Here is a 17,574-nt window from a genome sequence, read left to right as displayed (position 1 = left end):
GGTAGGACCGCGGGGAGTGTTGCGGCAGGTCTTCTATCCGGGCAGATCGGGCAAGGGGGTTCCGTGGGGCGGGGGTTGGGGTGCCCGGGCGCCCGGTCCGGCGGGTGGGGGTGACGCGTGGGGCCGGTGGGGTGCCCGGGGCGGGGCGTCAGGAGAGCGGCAGTCCGTGGGCGGTCCAGCGGTCGCCGCGCTGTTCGACGACGAGCGGCAGGCCGAAGCAGTGGGACAGGTTGCGGGAGGTGAGTTCGAGTTCGAGCGGGCCCGCGGCGAGGACCTCGCCCTGACGGATCATCAGGACGTGGGTGAAGCCGGGGGCGATCTCCTCGACGTGGTGGGTGACCATGATCATCGACGGGGCGATGGGGTCGCGCGCGAGACGGCCGAGGCGGCGGACCAGGTCCTCGCGGCCGCCGAGGTCGAGTCCGGCGGCGGGCTCGTCCAGCAGGAGCAGCTCGGGGTCGGTCATCAGGGCGCGGGCGATCATGGTGCGCTTGCGCTCGCCCTCGGAGAGGGTGCCGAAGCGGCGCTCCAGGTAGTCGCTCATGCCGAGCCGGTCGAGGAAGGCGCGGGCGCGGCGCTCGTCGACGTCCTCGTAGTCCTCGTGCCAGCCCGCGGTCATGCCGTACGCGGCGGTGAGCACGGTCTGGAGGACGGTCTGGTTCTTGGGGAGCTTCTCCGCCATGGCGATGCCCGCGACGCCGATGCGGGGGCGCAGGTCGAAGACGTCGACCTTGCCGAGCTGGTCGCCGAGGATGGTGGCGGTGCCCTTGCTGGGGAAGAGATAGCTGGAGGCGACGTTCAGGAGCGTGGTCTTGCCCGCGCCGTTGGGGCCGAGGATGACCCAGCGCTCCCCCTCCTTGACGGACCAGGAGACCTGGTCCACCAGGGCCCGGCCCTCGCGGACCACTGATACGTCCACCAGTTCCAGTACATCGCTCATGAGCGCGTTGTCTCCCATGCAGTTCGGCCGTCGCGTGCGTCGGTGGACGCAGCCCCCGTCGGATAGAACCTACGCCACCGGTCGGGCGCGCCGTGCCCGTGGTCGGTCCTTAGGGTGGTCGCATGCTTGTGGAACCACGCTCTGGACGGTTGGCGGCCTGGGGAAACGCCCTGTTGGCCGGTTTTGTCTCACCTGATGACGCGGTGCGGGAGGTGGTGGGGGACGACGTCGCGCACCGGGTCGAGGGGGTGCCCGGGGAGTCCGGGCGGGTCGGGCTGACGCTGGCGCTCGGGCGGCTGCGGGCGCTGGGGGCGACCGGGCTGCGGGTGGCGCTTCCGGTGCCGGGGCATCCCCTGGGGCTGAGCGGGCCGCCGGAGTTCAACGCCGCCGCGCTGGCCGCCGGGGAGGCGGTGGTCTGCGAGGGCGTGGCGCTGGGGCTGGTGCCGGACGTCCTGGAGGCGGGGCCGGAGGGGGACGTCCACGTCGAGGTGGTGTGGCGGTGCGCGCCGGTGCGGCAGGCGCCGCCCGCGGACGTGCCCTCGCTGGGCGAGGCGGAGCGGGAGCTGGCGGAGGCCCTGCGGGAGGCCACCCGGGTGCTCTCCCGGCTGGACCTGGCCGGTTCCGGGCCGGTGGCGGAGGCCGCGGCGGACGCCTACCGGGCGCGGGCCGAGGAGGGGGCCGGGGAGCTGGCGCCGGGGTATCCGCCGCGCGCGGTGCGGGTGCTGGAGCTGGCGCGGCGGGTGGGGCTGCTGGTGTCGGTGGCCGAGGAGTACGCGCAGGAGCACCGGACCGGGGGCGCGGTGAGCGCGGCGGAGCTGACGGCGCGGGCGGAGGCGCTGCGGCCGGTGGAGCGGACGGCGCGGCGGGCCCGGGTGGCGGCGTACAACGCCTGGGTGGAGGCCCGGGAGCGGAACTGAGGGACGGCCGGGAAACGCGGTGGGGCCCCCGGACCAGGTCCGGGGGCCCCAACCGTGCGTGGTGCCGGGTCAGCCGTTCACGCCGGTGTTGCCGAACGCCGGGTTCAGCAGACCGATCACGTTGATGGTGTTGCCGACGACGTTCACGGGAACGTGAACGGGGACCTGGACGACGTTGCCCGAGATGACGCCCGGGGAGCCGACGGCAGCGCCCTCGGCGCCCGCGCTGGCGACGGCCGCACCGGCCGTGGCACCGGCGGCGACCCCGGCGGCGGCGACGACCAGGGCCGCCTTCTTCGCGATCTTCATGGAATTCCTCCTGGGTGAGCGTGGCGACCCGGCTACGGGTCGCACGCTGAGAACGTGCGCCCCCAGGGGACGACACGGGAACCGCCCTCGATCGGCCCGATCGGAGTAATAGGCATATGGGCGGACCATCGGAGCGGTGGAGGGCCGGGGCGGCGCGGGAACGGAGCGGCCCCCCGGCGGAGGGCCGGGGGGCCGGATCACACGGGCGGGTCGGCTCAGTGGTTGACGCCGGTGTTGCCGAACGCCGGGTTCAGCAGACCGATCACGTTGACGGTGTTGCCGACGACGTTCACCGGGACGTGGACCGGGACCTGGACGACGTTGCCGGAGCCGACGCCCGGGGAGTTCACGGCGCCGCCGCCCGCGTGCGCGCCACCGGTGGCGGAGGCCAGGCCCGCGCCCGCGGCGATCAGGCCGCCGGTCACCATGGTCAGGGCTGCGGCACGCTTCAGGTTCTTCACTTCTCGCTCCTCCTTGGCCGGTCGCGACCGTGCGTCGCGACCCACCCGGGTGAACGGGGTGGGACGGGTCCGGGATACGCCGTTCGAGTGACATCCACCCGACGGTATGAATCTCATACCGGAACGGAACCGGCCGTGATCACGGGTCCGGGCGCGCGCCGGAGTGCGCCCCTGGACCGGGCCGGGCGGGACGGCCCTGGTCACAGCGGGACGGAGCCGGGCGCGGATCAGCCCGCGACCTCGTGCCGGACGGCCCAGAGGGCGGCCTGGGTGCGGTCGGCGAGGTCGAGCTTCATCAGGATGTTCGACACATGGGTCTTCACCGTCTTCTCGGAGAGGACGAGGGCACGGGCGATCTCCCGGTTGGAGCGTCCGTCGGCGATCAGACAGAGCACCTCCCGCTCCCGTTCGGTGAGGGAGCCCGCGCGGCCCTGGCCGCCGCCGGTGCCCTCCTGGCTGAGCAGGGCGTCGGCGACCTCCGGCTGGAGGAGGACGTGACCGGCGTGCACCGAGCGGATCGCCCCGGCGAGGGCGTCGGGGTCGACGTCCTTGTAGACGTACCCGGAGGCGCCCGCCTTGAGGGCGGGGACGACCGTGCGCTGCTCGGTGAAGCTGGTGACGATGAGGACCCGCGCCGGGTTGTCCAGTTCCCGCAGCCTGCGCAGGGCCTCCACGCCGTCCATGCCGGGCATCTTGACGTCCATCAGGACGACGTCGGGGCGCAGCTCCTCGGCCCGCGCGACGCCCTCGGCCCCGTCGGCGGCCTCGCCGACCACCTCTATGTCCCCCTGGACCTCCAGGAAGGTGCGCAGCCCTCGGCGGACCACCTGATGGTCGTCCACGAGGAGCACGCGGATGCTCTTGTCAGCCACCGGGGACCTCCATCTCGATCGTGGTGCCCTTGCCGGACTCCGACGTCACGGTCAGCTTGCCGCCGACGCCGTCGGCGCGGTCGCGCATGGACACCAGCCCGAGGTGGCGGCCCGCGTTGCGGACGGCGAGCGGGTCGAAGCCCGTGCCGTCGTCGACGACGTGCAGGACGGCGCCCCGGCCGCGCGGGGCGAGCAGGACGTCGACCCGGCCCGCTCCGGAGTGGCGCAGGGCGTTGTGCAGGGCCTCCTGGGCGACCCGGAGCACCGCCTCCTCCTGGGAGGCGGGCAGGGCGCGGGGCAGTTGGCCCTGGTAGGTGACGCGGGCGGAGTGGGCTCGGTCGAGGACCTGGGCGTGGGTGCGCAGGGTGGCCACCAGGCCGTCCTCGTCCAGGGCGGCGGGGCGCAGTTCCACGACGGCGGCGCGCAGCTCGTCGGCGGCCTCGGCGGCGAGGGCGGCGACCTGGGTCAGCTCGTCCTTGGCGCGGACCGGGTCGCGGTCGACCAGGGCGGTGGCGGCCTGGGCGGTCAGCCGCAGCGAGAACAGCTTCTGGCTGACCGCGTCGTGCAGTTCGTGGGCGAGGCGGGAGCGTTCCTCGGCGATGGTGAGTTCCCGGCTGCGCTCGTAGAGGCGGGCGTTGGTGAGGGCGATGGCGGCGTGCTGGGCGAGGATGCCCAGCAGGTCCTCGTCCTCCTGGGTGAAGCCGCAGGAGCCGTCGGGGGCGGTGCGCTCCGCGTGGGGCCCGTCCGCCTCGCCCGTCCCGTCTCCCTCGTCCCGCTCGTCTCCCTTGGCGCCCTTGCCTTCCTTGTCGGCGAGGAACAGCGCGCCGATGATCTCCTCGCCGTCGCGGATGGGCATGCCGAGGAAGTCGGACATCTCCGGATGGGCGGCGGGCCAGCCCTCGAAGCGGGGGTCCTCGCGGACGTCCGCGAGGCGCTGCGTCCCGGCGTCCTCCAGCATGGCGGCGAGGATGCCGTGCTGCCGGGGCAGGGGGCCGATGGCCCGCCACTGCTCGTCGCTGACCCCGTCGACCACGAACTGGGCGAACCCTCCGTGGTCGTCCGGGACGCCGAGGGCGGCGTACTTGGCGTCGAGGAGTTCGCGGGCGGAGGCCACGATCGTCTTGAGGACGTCCCTGACCTCCAGGTGTCTGCTCATGGCCAGGAGCGCGGAGCTGACCGCGGAGAGGCCGGACGGAAGGCCGTGACTCATGTGTTCACCGTACCGGCGGGGTGTGACGGCGCGTATCCGACGGCGGACGGCGGCGGGCTAGGGCTCGGGGCCTAGGCCCAAGGGACCCGAGTGGTCACGGCCGACGTCCGAGGCGGTGGGGGCCAGGGGTTCCTACGGTGGACGGGTCGGCGGGCGGACCGTCGGCGGTGCTCGGGCCCTCCCCGGTGGCGGGGAAGGGGGAAGCACCGGGACCAGAGGGACAGAGGGGAACCGACGCGCATGCCGGTGGCGATCATCACGGGGGCTTCCAAGGGGCTGGGGCGGGCCCTGGCACTGGCACTGGCCCGGCGGGGCTGGGACCTGGTGCTGGACGCCCGGACGGCGACGGTGCTGGAGCGGACCGCGACGGACGTCCGTACCCACGGGACCCGGGTGACGGCGCTGCCCGGCGATGTGACGGACCCGGCGCACCGCCGGGAGCTGGTGACGGCGGCGGAGGCGCTCGGCGGGCTGGACCTGCTGGTGAGCAACGCCAGCGTGCTGGGCGCCGAGCCGCTGGTCCGGCTGGACGCCCAGCCGCTGGAGGGGCTGCGGCACGCCCTGGAGGTGAACGTGGTCGCGGCGCTGGGGCTGGCGCAGGAGGCGCTGCCGCTGCTGCGGCGGGCGCCGGAGGGCGCGGTCGTCGCGTTGAGTTCGGAGGCGGCGGCGGAGGCGTTCCCGACCTGGGGCGGGTACGGGGCGTCCAAGGCGGCGCTGGACCAGCTGGCGGCGGTGCTGGCGGTGGAGGAGCCGGGGCTGCGGGTGTGGGCGGTCGATCCGGGCGACATGCGCACGGACCTGTACCAGGCGGCGGAGCCGTCCGGGGACACCTCGGCGCGTCCGTTGCCGGAGCGGGTGGTTCCGGCGTTCCTGCGGCTGCTGGACGAGCGGGCGCCCAGCGGGCGGTACGACGCCCCCGCGCTGCTGGCGCGGCGGTGACGGCCGTTCCGGCCTCGTCCCGTCTCCTCACTCTCCCCACTCTCCTCGCCTCACTTCCCCCCCTCTGCCCCTCTCCCTTCTTCACCCTGGACGACATGCGGACATAAGAGGATGAAACGTATATAGCGGAGAGGAATGCCGACGCCCTCCGTCCCCGCCCTCCACCCAGGGCGGAGGCGGGGGGCGTCCGCCATGCCGGAGGCGGAAGGCGGACGAACGACGAGCAGGGAGGGGGCGGGGGCGGGGAGCCGGGCCGGGAGCGGGCGAGGAGCCGCCGCTGGAGCGGGCGGGAAACCCGGGCGAGCGACCGGGCGGGGAGTCGGGTCGGCGGCGGGCGGGAAACCGGGTGGGGGCCGGGCGGGAAACCGGGCCGTCAGCCGGGAGGGCGGGCCCCGGATCCACCCTCAGGACGAGGGGTGGGGCGGGCGGGTCCGCCTCGGGTACGACACCCCTCACCCTGAGGGTTGCTGTCGCAACGTTCCGTGAGATGCGGGGTGGGGCGGTGTGAGCCCCGGCATAGGACGCACATCACGTACGAAGGTCCCTAGTGGTGCGACGAGGGGCCCACTAGCGGGAACGATGCCGGATTCGGGCGGTTCGTTCACCCCCCTGATCCACTACTCCGCTTCGTACGTCACATGATTGCCAGCGAATTTTGCGGGAGCTAAGAATGGCTGCCGTCGCTCAGCGCCGCGGGAGTCTGCCCGCGGCGTTCGTGTCGGAAACACCAGTCCCCTGCCGGGCCACGAGCGACACCCGCTACTCGAAGAGGTCCCGCCATGTCGAAGAACCGCTCTGCCTCCGGTGGGCGACGCACGTCGCTGACCCGGATCCACAAGTTCTCCATCGCCGGTGTCGCGACCCTCGGTGCGGCGGCCCTCGCCCTCTCCCTGGTCCCGGCCGACGCCGCCGAGGCCCCCGTGACCGAGGCCGCCCCCGCGGCCTTCCAGAACAAGAAGATCGAGGACGTCCGCACCACGGTCACCGACCAGCGCGCCGCGGACGACCAGAAGGCCCGGGCCGCCGCCGAGCGCCTGGCCGGGCAGCGGGCCGCCGAGGCGAAGAAGAGCGCGGACGCCGAGAAGGCCGCCGCCGACGCCCGGCGCGCCGCCGAGGCGAAGAAGGCCGTGGACGCGGCCAAGGCCGAGCGCGCCGCCGAGGCGAAGGCCGCGGCCGAGGCGTCCCGCCAGCAGCCGACGTCCGCCAGCCGCACCGCCGCCCGGACCGTGGTCTACGCGAACAACCTCGACGGCTGGATCCGCGAGTCCCTCGACGTGATGCGCAAGAACGGCATCCCGGGCAGCTACAACGGGCTGTACCGCAACATCATGCGGGAGTCGAGCGGCAACCCGCGGGCCATCAACCTGTGGGACATCAACGCCCGCAACGGCATCCCGTCCAAGGGCCTGCTCCAGGTCATCCCGCCGACCTTCAGCGCGTACCACGTCAGCGGAACGCCGTTCGACATCTACCACCCGGTCTCGAACATCACCGCCGCCGCCAACTACGCGGCCGACCGGTACGGCTCGATCGACAACGTCTTCGGCGCCTACTGATCCCCAGGAACCCCACGGGCCGCGTGCCCGGGCGACGACGAGGGCGGCACCCGCACTGGTGCCGCCCTCGTCGTCATGGGTGCCCCGGGGAGGGGCGGGACGTCACTTGCCGCGCATGACCTCCGGCTCGTGGCGGCGCAGGAAGCGGGCCACGAGCACCCCGCACAGGGCGCCGAGCACCAGCAGGGCGCTCATGTCGAGCAGCCAGGTGCCCCCGTCGTGGTCCCACAGCGGGTCGGTGCTGGTGGGGTCGTCGGTGTTGGGGTTGACCCGGTTGAAGTCGAGGGTCGCGCCCGCTGCGGCGACCGCCCAGCGGGACGGCATCAGATACGACAGCTCGTTGACGCCGACGCTGCCGTTCAGGGTGAACAGGCAGCCCGTGAAGACGACCTGGATGATCGCGAACATCACCAGCAGCGGCATGGTCTTCTCGGCGGTCTTGACCAGCGCGGAGATGATCAGGCCGAACATCATCGAGGTGAAGCCGAGGGCCATGATCGGCAGGCACAGCTCCAGCAGGGTGAGGCCGCCGAGGACGACGCCCTCCTCCGGGACCTCCCGCATGGTGAAGCCGATGCCGCCCACGATCGCGCCCTGGAGGGCGGTGATCAGGCCGAGGACGATGACCTTGGACATCAGGTACGCGGAACGGGACAGGCCCGTCGCGCGCTCCCGCTCGTAGATGACGCGTTCCTTGATCAGTTCGCGTACGGAGTTCGCCGCGCCCGCGAAGCAGGCGCCGACGGCCATGATCAGCAGGACCGTGGCGGCGGTGCCGTTGGGCACCAGCCGTCCGTCGGGGGCGGGCTCGTTCGGCAGCAGTCCCTGGTCCGGGTTGATCAGCAGGCTGACCGAGCCGAGGACCGCCGGGAGCACCAGCATCAGGGCCATGAAGCCCTTGTCGGAGGCGATCACCGACAGATAGCGGCTGACCAGGGTGAGCAGCTGGGAGCCCCAGCTCTGCGGCTTGGGCGGGCGCACCGACTGCGGGGACGGCATCTGCACCGACTGCGGGGCCACGGCGTCGATGTCCGCGGCGTACATCTGGTAGTGCTGCGAGCCCTTCCAGCGCCCGGCCCAGTCGTAGTCGCGGTAGTTCTCGAAGGCGGAGAACACATCGGCCCAGGTCTCGTAGCCGAAGAAGTTCAGGGCCTCCTCGGGCGGGCCGAAGTAGGCGACGGAACCGCCGGGGGCCATCACCAGGAGCTTGTCGCAGATCGCCAGCTCGGCGACCGAGTGGGTGACCACGAGGACGGTGCGGCCGTCGTCGGCGAGGCCGCGCAGCAGCTGCATCACATCGCGGTCCATCCCCGGGTCGAGGCCCGAGGTCGGCTCGTCGAGGAAGATCAGGGAGGGCTTGGTCAGCAGTTCCAGGGCCACCGAGACGCGCTTGCGCTGGCCGCCGGAGAGGGAGGTGACCTTCTTGTCCTTGTGGATGTCGAGCTTCAGCTCGCGCAGCACCTCGCCGATGCGCTGTTCGCGTTCCTGCTCGCTGGTGTCGGCGGGGAAGCGCAGCTTGGCGGCGTAGCGGAGCGCCTTCCGGACGCTGAGCTCCTTGTGCAGGATGTCGTCCTGCGGGACCAGTCCGATGCGCTGGCGCAGCTCGGCGAACTGCTTGTACAGGTTCCGGTTGTCGTAGAGGACGTCGCCCCGGTCGGCGGGACGGTAGCCGGTGAGCGCCTTGAGCAGGGTGGACTTGCCGGAGCCGGACGGGCCGATGACCGCGATCAGGGACTTCTCGGGGACGCCGAAGGAGACGTCCTTGAGGATCTGCTTGCCGCCGTCGACGGTGACCGTGAGGTGGCGGGCCGAGAAGGAGACCTCGCCGGTGTCGACGAACTCCTCCAGCCGGTCCCCGACCAGCCGGAAGGTCGAGTGGCCGACGCCGATGATGTCGGTGGGGCCGATGCGCGCGCTGCCGCTCTTGGCGAGCGGCATGCCGTTGACGTAGGTGCCGTTGTGGGAGCCGAGGTCACGGATCTCGAACCGGCCGTCGGGCGTGGCGTGGAACTCGGCGTGGTGGCGGGAGACCTGGAGGTCGGAGACGACCAGTTCGTTCTCCAGCGCACGGCCGATGCGCATGACGTGGCCGAGGGAGAACTGGTGGAACGTGGTGGGGCTGCGGTCGCCGTAGACGTCCGGCCCCCCGGCGCCGTCCGGGCCCGCGCCCTGCCGGGGCACCCCGGGGGCGGGCCGGTGCTGCTCCGGCTGCTGCTGCCAGCCCTGTTCCGGCGGCTGTCCGGCGGGCTGCTGTCCCCATCCCGCGTGCTGTCCGGGCGCGCCGCCCTGGAGCGGAGGCGCCACGGCGGCGGGGTCCCGCAGGTCGACCCGGGGACCGTCGGTCGCGTTGCCGAGGTGGACCGACGAGCCGGGGCCTATCTCCATCTGCTGGACGCGGTGGCCCTGCACGAAGGTGCCGTTGGTGCTGCCGTGGTCCTCGACGACCCAGGTCCGTCCGCTCCAGCTGATGGTGGCGTGCCGCCAGGAGACCCTGGCGTCATCGAGCACGATGTCCCCCTGCGGATCACGTCCGAGGGTCCAGGGCCTGGACGGGTCGAGCGTCCAGGTCCGTCCGTTCACTTCCAGTACGAGTTCCGGCACTCCATGCCCCACTGATGTGTCCCCCGATATGTTCCCCCGGCGATGGGGGTCTAGGGATGTCGAACAATGTGGGGAACTATTCCAGGCCGGGCCCCGGAATCGAAAGTCGGGCCGGGTCACGGCTGTCGGACGGGCCCTCCCGGCGGGGGCGTTGAGGGGTGGACGGGGCGGGCGCGAAGGAGCTTCCGGAGGGTGTCGGCGGAGGGCGCGGGGGCGGTGTTCCGGGGCCGGGGCCGTCGTCCGGGGTGATGGCGGCGGACGGGACGGACAGTGTGGACGGGGGCGGACGGAGCCGCTGGTGGGCGGGGGCGGGAGGCAGCGCACGCCCGGGGCGCGCGACGAGCTGTCCGCTCCCCGGACCACCCGCGCGTCCGCCCTCCGCGCCGGATACCGTGGAGGGACCATGAGCGCTTCGCAGACCTCAGACGTTCCCACCCTCCTGGTCAAGATCTTCGGCAAGGACCGGCCCGGTCTCACCGCCGGACTGTTCGACACCCTCGCCGCCTACTCCGTCGACGTGGTCGACATCGAGCAGGTCGTCACCCGTGGCCGCATCACGCTGTGCGCGCTGGTCACCGAGCCCTCGCACGGTCGCGCTGGCGATCTGCGGGCGACCGTCCACGGCTGGGCGGAGTCCATGAAGATGCAGGCCGAGATCATCTCCGGGCGGGGCGACAACCGGCCGCGCGGGCTCGGCCGTTCCCATGTGACCGTGCTCGGCCATCCGCTGACGGCCCAGTCGACGGCGGGGATAGCGGCCCGGATCACCTCGACCGGCGGCAACATCGACCGGATCTTCCGGCTCGCCAAGTATCCGGTGACGGCCGTGGAGTTCGCGGTGTCGGGCGTGGCGACGGAGGTGCTGCGCACCGAGCTGGCGACGGCGGCGGCGGCGCTCGACATCGACATCGCCGTGGTGGCGGCGGGGCTGCACCGGCGGGCCCAGCGGCTGGTCGTGATGGACGTCGACTCGACGCTGATCCAGGACGAGGTCATCGAGCTGTTCGCCGCGCACGCCGGATGCGAGGCGGAGGTGGCGGAGGTGACGGCCGCCGCGATGCGGGGGGAGCTGGACTTCGAGCAGTCGCTGCACGCCCGGGTGGCGCTGCTGGCGGGGCTCGACGCCTCGGTGGTGGAGAAGGTCCGCGCGGAGGTGCGGCTGACGCCGGGCGCCCGGACGCTGATCCGGACGCTGAAGCGGCTGGGTTACCAGGTGGGGGTGGTGTCCGGGGGGTTCACCCAGGTCACCGATGACCTCAAGGAACGGCTGGGGCTGGACTTCGCGCAGGCCAACACGCTGGAGATCGTGGACGGCAGGCTGACCGGCCGGGTCACCGGCGAGATCGTGGACCGCGCGGGCAAGGCGCGGCTGCTGCGGCGGTTCGCCGACGAGGCGGGGGTGCCGCTCTCCCAGACCGTGGCGATCGGGGACGGCGCGAACGACCTGGACATGCTGAACGCGGCGGGGCTGGGTGTGGCGTTCAACGCGAAGCCCGTGGTGCGGGAGGCCGCGCACACGGCGGTGAACGTCCCGTTCCTCGACACCGTGCTGTACCTCCTCGGGATCTCCCGCGAGGAGGTCGAGACCGCGGATTCGGGCGACGGCACGGAGGACGCCGTGGGCGCGGAGGGCACCGTGGGCGCGGGTGACGCGGGCTGAGGCCCGCCGCCCCGGCACATAGCCTCGGCGCCGGACGGATGACCGGTCCGGCGCGCGGGGCGGTCGGTCCGGGGCGTCGCCGTCCCGGTGGTCACGGGGCGTCGACGCCCCGGTGTCACGGGGTGTCGCCGGGGGCCCAGTAGCCGGTGAGGGTGGCCGTCCCCCGTTCCAGGGCCTTCCAGGGGCCGCTGAAAGTGAGGACCGCGAACGCGGCGGTCGGGAACCCGCGCCGGGCCAGCCGTGCGGCGGCGTCGCCCTCGGCGGCACCGGCGAGCGTCTCGGTGAGTCCCTGGGCGCCCGGGTTGTGGCCGATCAGGATGACGTCGTGGACGTCCTCCGGGAGTTCGTTGAGGACGGCGATCAGCTCACCGGGGGACGCCTCGTAGATCCGCTCCTCGTAGACGGTCCTCGGGCGGTGCGGAAGCTCCTGCACGGCCAGCTTCCACGTCTCGCGGGTCCGGGCCGCGGTGGAACAGAGGGCGAGGTCGAGGGTGACGCCGGAGTCGGCGAGCCTGCGCCCGGCGACGGGGGCGTCCTTCCGGCCGCGCTCGGCGAGCGGGCGCTCGTGGTCGGCGACGTCGGGCCAGTCGGCCTTGGCATGCCGGAAAACGATGATCCTGCGGGGTTCTGCGACGCTCATGCGGTCAAGCTTCGCATGAAACGCGATGCGTGGCGCAGGGAGTTGACGGGCGGCTTCCGGGCTCCCCGGACAGCGGGACTCCGGGCCTCCCGAAGGGCGGGGCGGGCCTGGGAGGGCTCAGCGGGTCAGCAGGACCCGGGCCCGCTCCAGCAGGGGGTTCAGGGACGGGTCGGCGGGCGCCGCGTGGGCCTCCGCGGGGTTGAGCAGCAGCAGGAGCAGCGCGCCGAAGGCGAGCACCGGCAGGGCCACCGCCCACCAGGGCAGCCGGACCCCGGCGCCGTCCGTGGCGGTGGGGCGGATCGGCCGGAGGTGCGGGCGGGACGGCATGACGCCTCCACGGGCTTCGGTGCGGGTGCGCCACGGGCGGTGCGGCACACGTCGAAGCTACGCGGGGCGGGTGCCCCAACCCATCCGGAGGACCACCCACTTGACCCTGACCCCTGCCCCCTAGGGGATGGGGGGCTGTCCCCCCTGAGGAGGTCCCCCCGGTGCTCCCACGGTGTTCCCCCGGTGTCTCCGGGGAGCGTCTCCGTCTCCGGCGCTGACCCGCCTCCGGCTCCGGCGGGGCTTCGGGGACCGTCCGGCCGGGCCCGGACGGTCACGGCGGGGGCGGTGGTGAAGGCCAGGGGAGGCGGGTGGTGACGGTCAGGGAGAGGCGATGGTGGCGATCACCCCGATGATGACCGTGATGGCGAGCATCCCCCCGAAGACGAGGAGGAGCTTCTTCTGACCGTTCTGGGGGTTCGGTTCGAGCACAGGCATGCGCCCAGTCTCGCACCGCCCCGCCCGGTCCCCTCGGCGGGGTCAGCCGCGTGCCGCCCATTCGGCCTCGATCGTGCGGTCGCGGCCCGCGAGGACGCCCGCCGCCATCTGCGGGACGAGCAGCGCGGCCATCAGGGCGATGGGCAGGCCCCAGCCGCCGCTGTGCTGGTAGAGCGCGCCGACCAGGAGCGGTCCGGGGATGGACAGCAGGTATCCGGTGCTCTGGGCGAAGGCCGACAGCTTCACCACCCCGGCGGCGGTGCCCGCGCGCATCCCGACCATGGTGAGCGCCAGCGGGAACGCGCAGTTGGCGACGCCCAGCAGGACCGCCCAGGCCCAGGCTCCGGCGGCGGGCGCGAGGTAGAGCCCGGTGTAGCCCACCAGTCCGGCCACTCCCAGCGCGACGGCCATCGGGCCCTGGTGGGGCAGTCGGGTGGCGATCCGGGGGATGACGAAGGCGAGCGGGACGCCCATGGCCATGGCGACCGCGAGCAGCAGCCCGGCGGTGTCGGCGGGAACCCCCGCGTCCCGGAAGATCTGCGGCATCCAGCCCATGGTGATGTACGCGGCGGTGGACTGGAGGCCGAAGAAGGCGGCGAGCGCCCAGGCGGTGCGGCTGCGGGTGATCCGCAGACCGTCGGCGCCGGGGCCCTCGGCGGACCGGACGGGGGCGGGGGCGGTGGACCGGCGGCGGGCGAGGAACAGCCAGGGCACCACGGCCACCGTGGCGAGGGCGGCCCAGACGGCGAGCCCGGAGCGCCAGTCCCCGCCGAGCGCTCCGGTGGTGAGCGGGACGGTGACCGCCGCCGCGCCCGAGGTGCCGAGGGAGAGGGCCATGGAGTACAGCCCGGTCATGGTGCCGACCCGGTCGGGGAACCAGCGCTTGACGATCACCGGCATCAGGACGTTGCCGACCGCGATGCCCATGAGGGCGAGGGCGCTGCCCGCGAGGAATCCGGCGGTACCGCCCGCGAAGGGGCGCACCGCCAGTCCGATGGCGATGGCGGCGGTGCCCGCGCAGACCACGGCCCCGGGGCCGAAGCGGCGGGCGAGGCGGGGCGCGGTGATCCCGAAGACGGCGAAGCAGAGCGCGGGGACGGAGGTGAGCAGTCCGGCGACGGTGGCGCTCATCCCCAGGCCCGTACGCACCTCTTCGAGGAGGGCGCCGAGGCTGGTGACGGCGGGGCGCAGATTGAGGGCGGCGAGGACGATGGCGACGCCGACCAGGACCCGGCCGCCCGTCCGCCGGGCGCGGGAGGCCGGGGCGGCGGCCGTCGAGGGGGCCGGGACGGCGGGCGGGGTGACGGTCCGGGGCTGGGCGTCGGTCCGGGTGATCGTGGGAGTCTCCTCGCTGGGCATGAACCCCATCATAGAATCATGGGATGATTAAGGGGCGCCTCGGTACGACCCGGGTACGGTGACTCCGGCCACCTCGGCCACTCCGGGTACCTCGGCCACCGGGCGGGCCCGGCCCGGACGGCCCCGTCCGGTCCCGTCCCCGTCCCCGTTCCGTCTCCGTCCGCCACCGCGCCGCCACCGCTCCCGGTCCCGTCCCCGTTCCGCCCCGTCCGTCGACGTCTCGCGAAGGATCGCCGTCATGCCGCTGAGCCACCCCCGTAGATCGGCGTTGTCCGAGCAGGTGATCGCCGGGCTACGGGCGCAGATCACCTCCGGCGAGTGGCCAGTGGGCTCCCGTATCCCGACCGAGCCCGAGCTGGTCGAGCAGTTGGGGGTGGCCCGCAACACCGTCCGGGAGGCGGTGCGCGCGCTGGCCCACAACGGACTGCTGGACATCCGGCAGGGCTCGGGCACCTATGTGGCGGCCACCAGCGAGCTGGCCGGGGTGATGCGGCGCCGGTTCACCGACGCCGACCCCCGGCACATCGCCGAGCTGCGCGCCGCCCTGGAGCCCAGCGCGGCGCGGCTGGCCGCCGGGCGGCGCACCGAGCGCGATCTGAAGCAGCTCGACGCGCTGCTGTCGCAGCGGGAGGAGGCGTGGGCGTCCGGTGACGCGGAGGCGTTCGTGACCGCCGACGCGACGTTCCACCTCGCGGTGGTGGCCGCCTCCCACAACGACGTCCTCACCGCGATGTACGCGGACCTGGGCGAGGTGCTGCGGGACTGGCTGAGCCGGGACGTGGGCCCCACCCTGGCGCCGGACCGGCACATGGACCACGCGCGGCTGGTCGAGGCGATCCGGTCGGGGGACGCGGAGGCCGCCGCCGCCGAGGCCGCCGCCCACTCCTCGGTGTGCCGCCCGGAGCGGCTGCCGGACGACACGGAGGACGGTACGGAGGCCGCCGCCACGGGCGGCACCGCCAACGGCACGGACGCGGCGGGCGGTGCGGACGCGGACCCCGTCGTCCGCTGAGTCCGGCGGCCCCGGTCAGCGGCGCCACCGTTCGGGGGGCCGTCCCGGTGCGGGACGGCCCCCTGAACGGTACGGCGGAGAGCGGTACGGAACGGCCGTCGGTCAGGGCACCAGGGACTGGGTCACCCACGCCGCGCCGACCCCGTCCCAGCAACGGGCGGAGAGCCGTACCGTCCCGGCCGGGCGGACCTCCACCGCGGCGCCGTCGGTGTCGAGGTCCCACCAGCGCGCGCACTCGACGTGCAGCGTCACCCGGTAGACCGCCGGATACGGGTTGTGGCAGTGGGCGACGGCCTCGGTGCCCTCGACCGAGGTGCGGCACTCGGGGCCGTCCCGTCCGAAGTCACCCCCGGCGCGGGTGGGGCGCCCGGGTTCCCCGTCGGGATCGGGGCGGCGCGGATCGGCGCCGGCGGGCAGGGAGGTCAGGAAGACCAGCAGGGCGAGCAGCGGGACGAACGCGTAGGACCATCGCACCAGGCAACCTCCTCGGCCGTACCGCGGCGGAGGAGCGCCGTCGCGGCTGCACCACAAGGGGGAGACTCGTCGTCCAGTGTGACCCGTTCGGCCCGTGTCCCGCCCGTCCGCTGACCCGAACGGGCGACGCCCCGGCCCCCGCGCGGTGCGGGAGCCGGGGCGTCGGCGCGTACGGCGGGCCGGTGGCGGTCAGGCGCCGATGGCGTGCAGTCCGCCGTCCACGTGGACGATCTCGCCGGTGGTCTTCGGGAACCAGTCCGAGAGCAGGGCGACGACGCCCCGGCCCGCGGGCTCCGGGTCCTTGAGGTCCCACTCCAGCGGGGCGCGGCTGTCCCACACGGCGGCCAGCTCGTCGAAGCCGGGGATGGACTTGGCGGCCATGGAGCCGATCGGTCCGGCGGAGACCAGGTTGCAGCGGATGTTCTGCTTGCCGAGGTCACGGGCCATGTACCGGTTGACGGACTCCAGGGCGGCCTTGGCCGGGCCCATCCAGTCGTACTGCGGCCAGGCGTACTGGGCGTCGAAGGTGAGGCCAACGACCGAGCCGCCGTTCCGCATCAGCGGCAGGCACGCCATGGTCAGCGACTTCAGCGAGAACGCCGACACCTGCATGGCGGTGGCGACCGACGAGAAGGGCGTGTTCAGGAAGTTGCCGCCGAGGGCGTCCTGCGGGGCGAAGCCGATGGAGTGGACGACCCCGTCGAGGCCGCCCAGTTCCTCGCCGACCTTGTCGGCGAGGCCCGCGAGCTGCTCGTCGTCGCTGACGTCCAGCTCGATGACCTTGGTCGGCTTGGGCAGCTTCCGGGCGACGCGCTCGGTGAGCGTGGGGCGCGGGAAGGCGGTGAGGATGATCTCCGCGCCCTGCTCCTGGGCCAGCTTCGCGGTGTGGAAGGCGATGGAGGACTCCAGCAGCACACCGGTGATCAGGACGCGCTTGCCCTCAAGGATTCCACTCATGGTGATCAGTGACCCATTCCCAGTCCGCCGTCAACCGGGATGACGGCTCCAGTGATGTACGAGGCCTCGTCGGAGGCGAGGAAGCGGACCGCGGCGGCCACCTCCTCCGGGGAGGCGTAACGGCCCAGCGGGACCTGTCCGACGATGGCGGCGCGCTGTTCCTCGCTGAGGGCGGCCGTCATGTCGGTGTCGACGAAGCCGGGGGCGACGACGTTGAAGGTGATGTTCCGGGAACCCAGCTCCCGGGCGAGCGAGCGGGCGAAGCCCACCAGGCCCGCCTTGGACGCGGCGTAGTTGGCCTGTCCGGCGGAGCCGAGCAGCCCGACCACGGAGGAGAGCAGCACGACCCGGCCCTTGCGGGCGCGCAGCATGCCCCGGTTGGCGCGCTTCACCACGCGGAAGGTGCCGGTCAGATTGGTGTCGACGACCGAGGTGAAGTCCTTCTCGGTCATCCGCATCAGGAGCTGGTCCTTGGTGATCCCGGCGTTGGCGACGAGGACCTCGACCGGGCCGTGGGCGGCCTCGATCTCCTTGTAGGCCTGCTCCACCTGCTCGGTGTCGTTGATGTCGCACCGGACGGGGAGGAAGCCCTGGGCCCGGAGGGCCTCGGCGTCGCCCGAGCGGTACGTGATCGCGACCTTGTCGCCCGTGTCGGCGAACGCGCGGGCGATGGCGAGGCCGATGCCCCGGTTTCCTCCGGTGACGAGAACCGAGCGGCTCAACGGATCACCCTTTCACTAGCGGTCTGCTGACGTGGCGGCGTCCGCCGCGCACGGCGACGGGCGTCCGTGCCGCCCCCGATCTGAAACCTATCGGTACCGTCTGGTCCGGGGAGAATCGGCCACCGACAGCGACGGGCGGGGCTCGCTGTTGAGTCCCTACAGAAACGGCGGGCCCCGGGAGCC

Annotated in this window: 17 protein-coding genes and 2 pseudogenes; 5 read left to right on the top strand and 14 right to left on the bottom strand. The window is 73.3% G+C overall.

What is annotated here, in order from left to right; all coding sequences use genetic code 11:
• Positions 1-148: 148 nt before the first annotated feature.
• Positions 149-940, bottom strand: coding sequence for an ABC transporter ATP-binding protein (locus ACVWNX_RS27710; RefSeq protein WP_454410907.1), 792 nt, complete (start codon positions 938-940; stop codon positions 149-151).
• Positions 941-1,062: 122 nt separating this feature from the next.
• On the opposite strand from ACVWNX_RS27710, the gene ACVWNX_RS27705 reads away from it, so the two are divergent.
• Entirely contained in the window at positions 1,063-1,857 is a 795-nt protein-coding gene (locus tag ACVWNX_RS27705) for a hypothetical protein (RefSeq protein ID WP_454410905.1), read from the top strand.
• Positions 1,858-1,926: 69 nt separating this feature from the next.
• Here the strand turns inward: ACVWNX_RS27705 and ACVWNX_RS27700 are convergent, their stop codons facing one another.
• The 5 genes and pseudogenes from ACVWNX_RS27700 to ACVWNX_RS27680 form a co-directional block, all read right to left on the bottom strand.
• On the bottom strand, positions 1,927-2,166 hold the full coding sequence (locus tag ACVWNX_RS27700; RefSeq protein WP_454410903.1) for a chaplin family protein: 240 nt from the start codon (positions 2,164-2,166) through the stop codon (positions 1,927-1,929).
• A gap of 215 nt (positions 2,167-2,381) precedes the next feature.
• Positions 2,382-2,627 (bottom strand): chaplin family protein, encoded by a 246-nt coding sequence (locus ACVWNX_RS27695; protein WP_454410901.1) that lies wholly within the window; start codon positions 2,625-2,627, stop codon positions 2,382-2,384.
• Positions 2,628-2,854: 227 nt separating this feature from the next.
• Positions 2,855-3,499, bottom strand: a complete 645-nt coding sequence (locus ACVWNX_RS27690) for a response regulator (RefSeq protein WP_454410899.1) — start codon at positions 3,497-3,499, stop codon at positions 2,855-2,857.
• Positions 3,492-4,217 (bottom strand): annotated as a pseudogene (locus ACVWNX_RS27685) (sensor histidine kinase); the annotation flags it as partial. The gene ACVWNX_RS27690 and the pseudogene ACVWNX_RS27685, both read right to left, overlap by 8 nt.
• 84 nt (positions 4,218-4,301) lie before the next feature.
• A pseudogene (locus tag ACVWNX_RS27680) lies at positions 4,302-4,709 on the bottom strand (GAF domain-containing protein); the annotation flags it as partial.
• A gap of 240 nt (positions 4,710-4,949) precedes the next feature.
• Here ACVWNX_RS27680 and ACVWNX_RS27675 point away from each other — a divergent pair.
• Positions 4,950-5,648, top strand: a complete 699-nt coding sequence (locus tag ACVWNX_RS27675) for an SDR family NAD(P)-dependent oxidoreductase (RefSeq protein WP_454410896.1) — start codon at positions 4,950-4,952, stop codon at positions 5,646-5,648.
• 779 nt (positions 5,649-6,427) lie between these two features.
• The gene (locus tag ACVWNX_RS27670; RefSeq protein ID WP_454410894.1) at positions 6,428-7,204 is read left to right on the top strand and encodes a transglycosylase SLT domain-containing protein; all 777 of its coding nucleotides are present in this window, start codon (positions 6,428-6,430) and stop codon (positions 7,202-7,204) included.
• Positions 7,205-7,306: 102 nt separating this feature from the next.
• On the opposite strand, the gene ACVWNX_RS27665 is transcribed toward ACVWNX_RS27670, so the two are convergent.
• Positions 7,307-9,805, bottom strand: coding sequence for an ABC transporter ATP-binding protein/permease (locus tag ACVWNX_RS27665; protein WP_454410892.1), 2,499 nt, complete (start codon positions 9,803-9,805; stop codon positions 7,307-7,309).
• Between the two features lie 403 nt (positions 9,806-10,208).
• On the opposite strand from ACVWNX_RS27665, the gene serB reads away from it, so the two are divergent.
• On the top strand, positions 10,209-11,465 hold the full coding sequence (serB, locus tag ACVWNX_RS27660) for a phosphoserine phosphatase SerB (protein WP_454410891.1): 1,257 nt from the start codon (positions 10,209-10,211) through the stop codon (positions 11,463-11,465).
• Between the two features lie 115 nt (positions 11,466-11,580).
• Here serB and ACVWNX_RS27655 read toward each other — a convergent pair whose 3' ends face one another.
• The 4 genes from ACVWNX_RS27655 to ACVWNX_RS27640 form a co-directional block, all read right to left on the bottom strand.
• Positions 11,581-12,105 (bottom strand): SixA phosphatase family protein, encoded by a 525-nt coding sequence (locus ACVWNX_RS27655; protein ID WP_454410889.1) that lies wholly within the window; start codon positions 12,103-12,105, stop codon positions 11,581-11,583.
• A 117-nt stretch (positions 12,106-12,222) separates the two neighbouring features.
• Positions 12,223-12,432 carry a hypothetical protein gene (locus tag ACVWNX_RS27650; protein WP_454410888.1) on the bottom strand — a complete coding sequence of 70 codons (210 nt, stop codon included), beginning with the start codon at positions 12,430-12,432 and terminating at the stop codon, positions 12,223-12,225.
• Between the two features lie 318 nt (positions 12,433-12,750).
• Positions 12,751-12,867 (bottom strand): SGM_5486 family transporter-associated protein, encoded by a 117-nt coding sequence (locus ACVWNX_RS27645; RefSeq protein ID WP_454410887.1) that lies wholly within the window; start codon positions 12,865-12,867, stop codon positions 12,751-12,753.
• A gap of 42 nt (positions 12,868-12,909) precedes the next feature.
• The gene (locus ACVWNX_RS27640; protein ID WP_454410885.1) at positions 12,910-14,226 is read right to left on the bottom strand and encodes a CynX/NimT family MFS transporter; all 1,317 of its coding nucleotides are present in this window, start codon (positions 14,224-14,226) and stop codon (positions 12,910-12,912) included.
• Between the two features lie 238 nt (positions 14,227-14,464).
• On the opposite strand from ACVWNX_RS27640, the gene ACVWNX_RS27635 reads away from it, so the two are divergent.
• A complete protein-coding gene (locus tag ACVWNX_RS27635; RefSeq protein WP_454410884.1) occupies positions 14,465-15,238 on the top strand; it encodes a FadR/GntR family transcriptional regulator in 774 nt (257 codons plus the stop codon).
• A gap of 102 nt (positions 15,239-15,340) precedes the next feature.
• On the opposite strand, the gene ACVWNX_RS27630 is transcribed toward ACVWNX_RS27635, so the two are convergent.
• From ACVWNX_RS27630 to fabG, 3 genes are all read right to left on the bottom strand, one after another.
• Positions 15,341-15,712 (bottom strand): hypothetical protein, encoded by a 372-nt coding sequence (locus tag ACVWNX_RS27630; RefSeq protein WP_454410882.1) that lies wholly within the window; start codon positions 15,710-15,712, stop codon positions 15,341-15,343.
• A gap of 189 nt (positions 15,713-15,901) precedes the next feature.
• Positions 15,902-16,669 (bottom strand): enoyl-ACP reductase FabI, encoded by a 768-nt coding sequence (fabI, locus tag ACVWNX_RS27625; RefSeq protein ID WP_454410880.1) that lies wholly within the window; start codon positions 16,667-16,669, stop codon positions 15,902-15,904.
• A 5-nt stretch (positions 16,670-16,674) separates the two neighbouring features.
• Complete coding sequence (gene fabG / locus ACVWNX_RS27620) at positions 16,675-17,391, bottom strand: 3-oxoacyl-[acyl-carrier-protein] reductase (RefSeq protein WP_454410878.1); 717 nt, start codon at positions 17,389-17,391, stop codon at positions 16,675-16,677.
• Between the last annotated feature and the right edge of the window lie 183 nt (positions 17,392-17,574).

The sequence above is a fragment of the Streptomyces sp. JNUCC 64 genome (genome assembly GCF_054484115.1).
The sequence above is the reverse complement of the archived record's forward strand: the minus strand, read 5'-3'. Positions and strand labels throughout refer to the sequence as shown.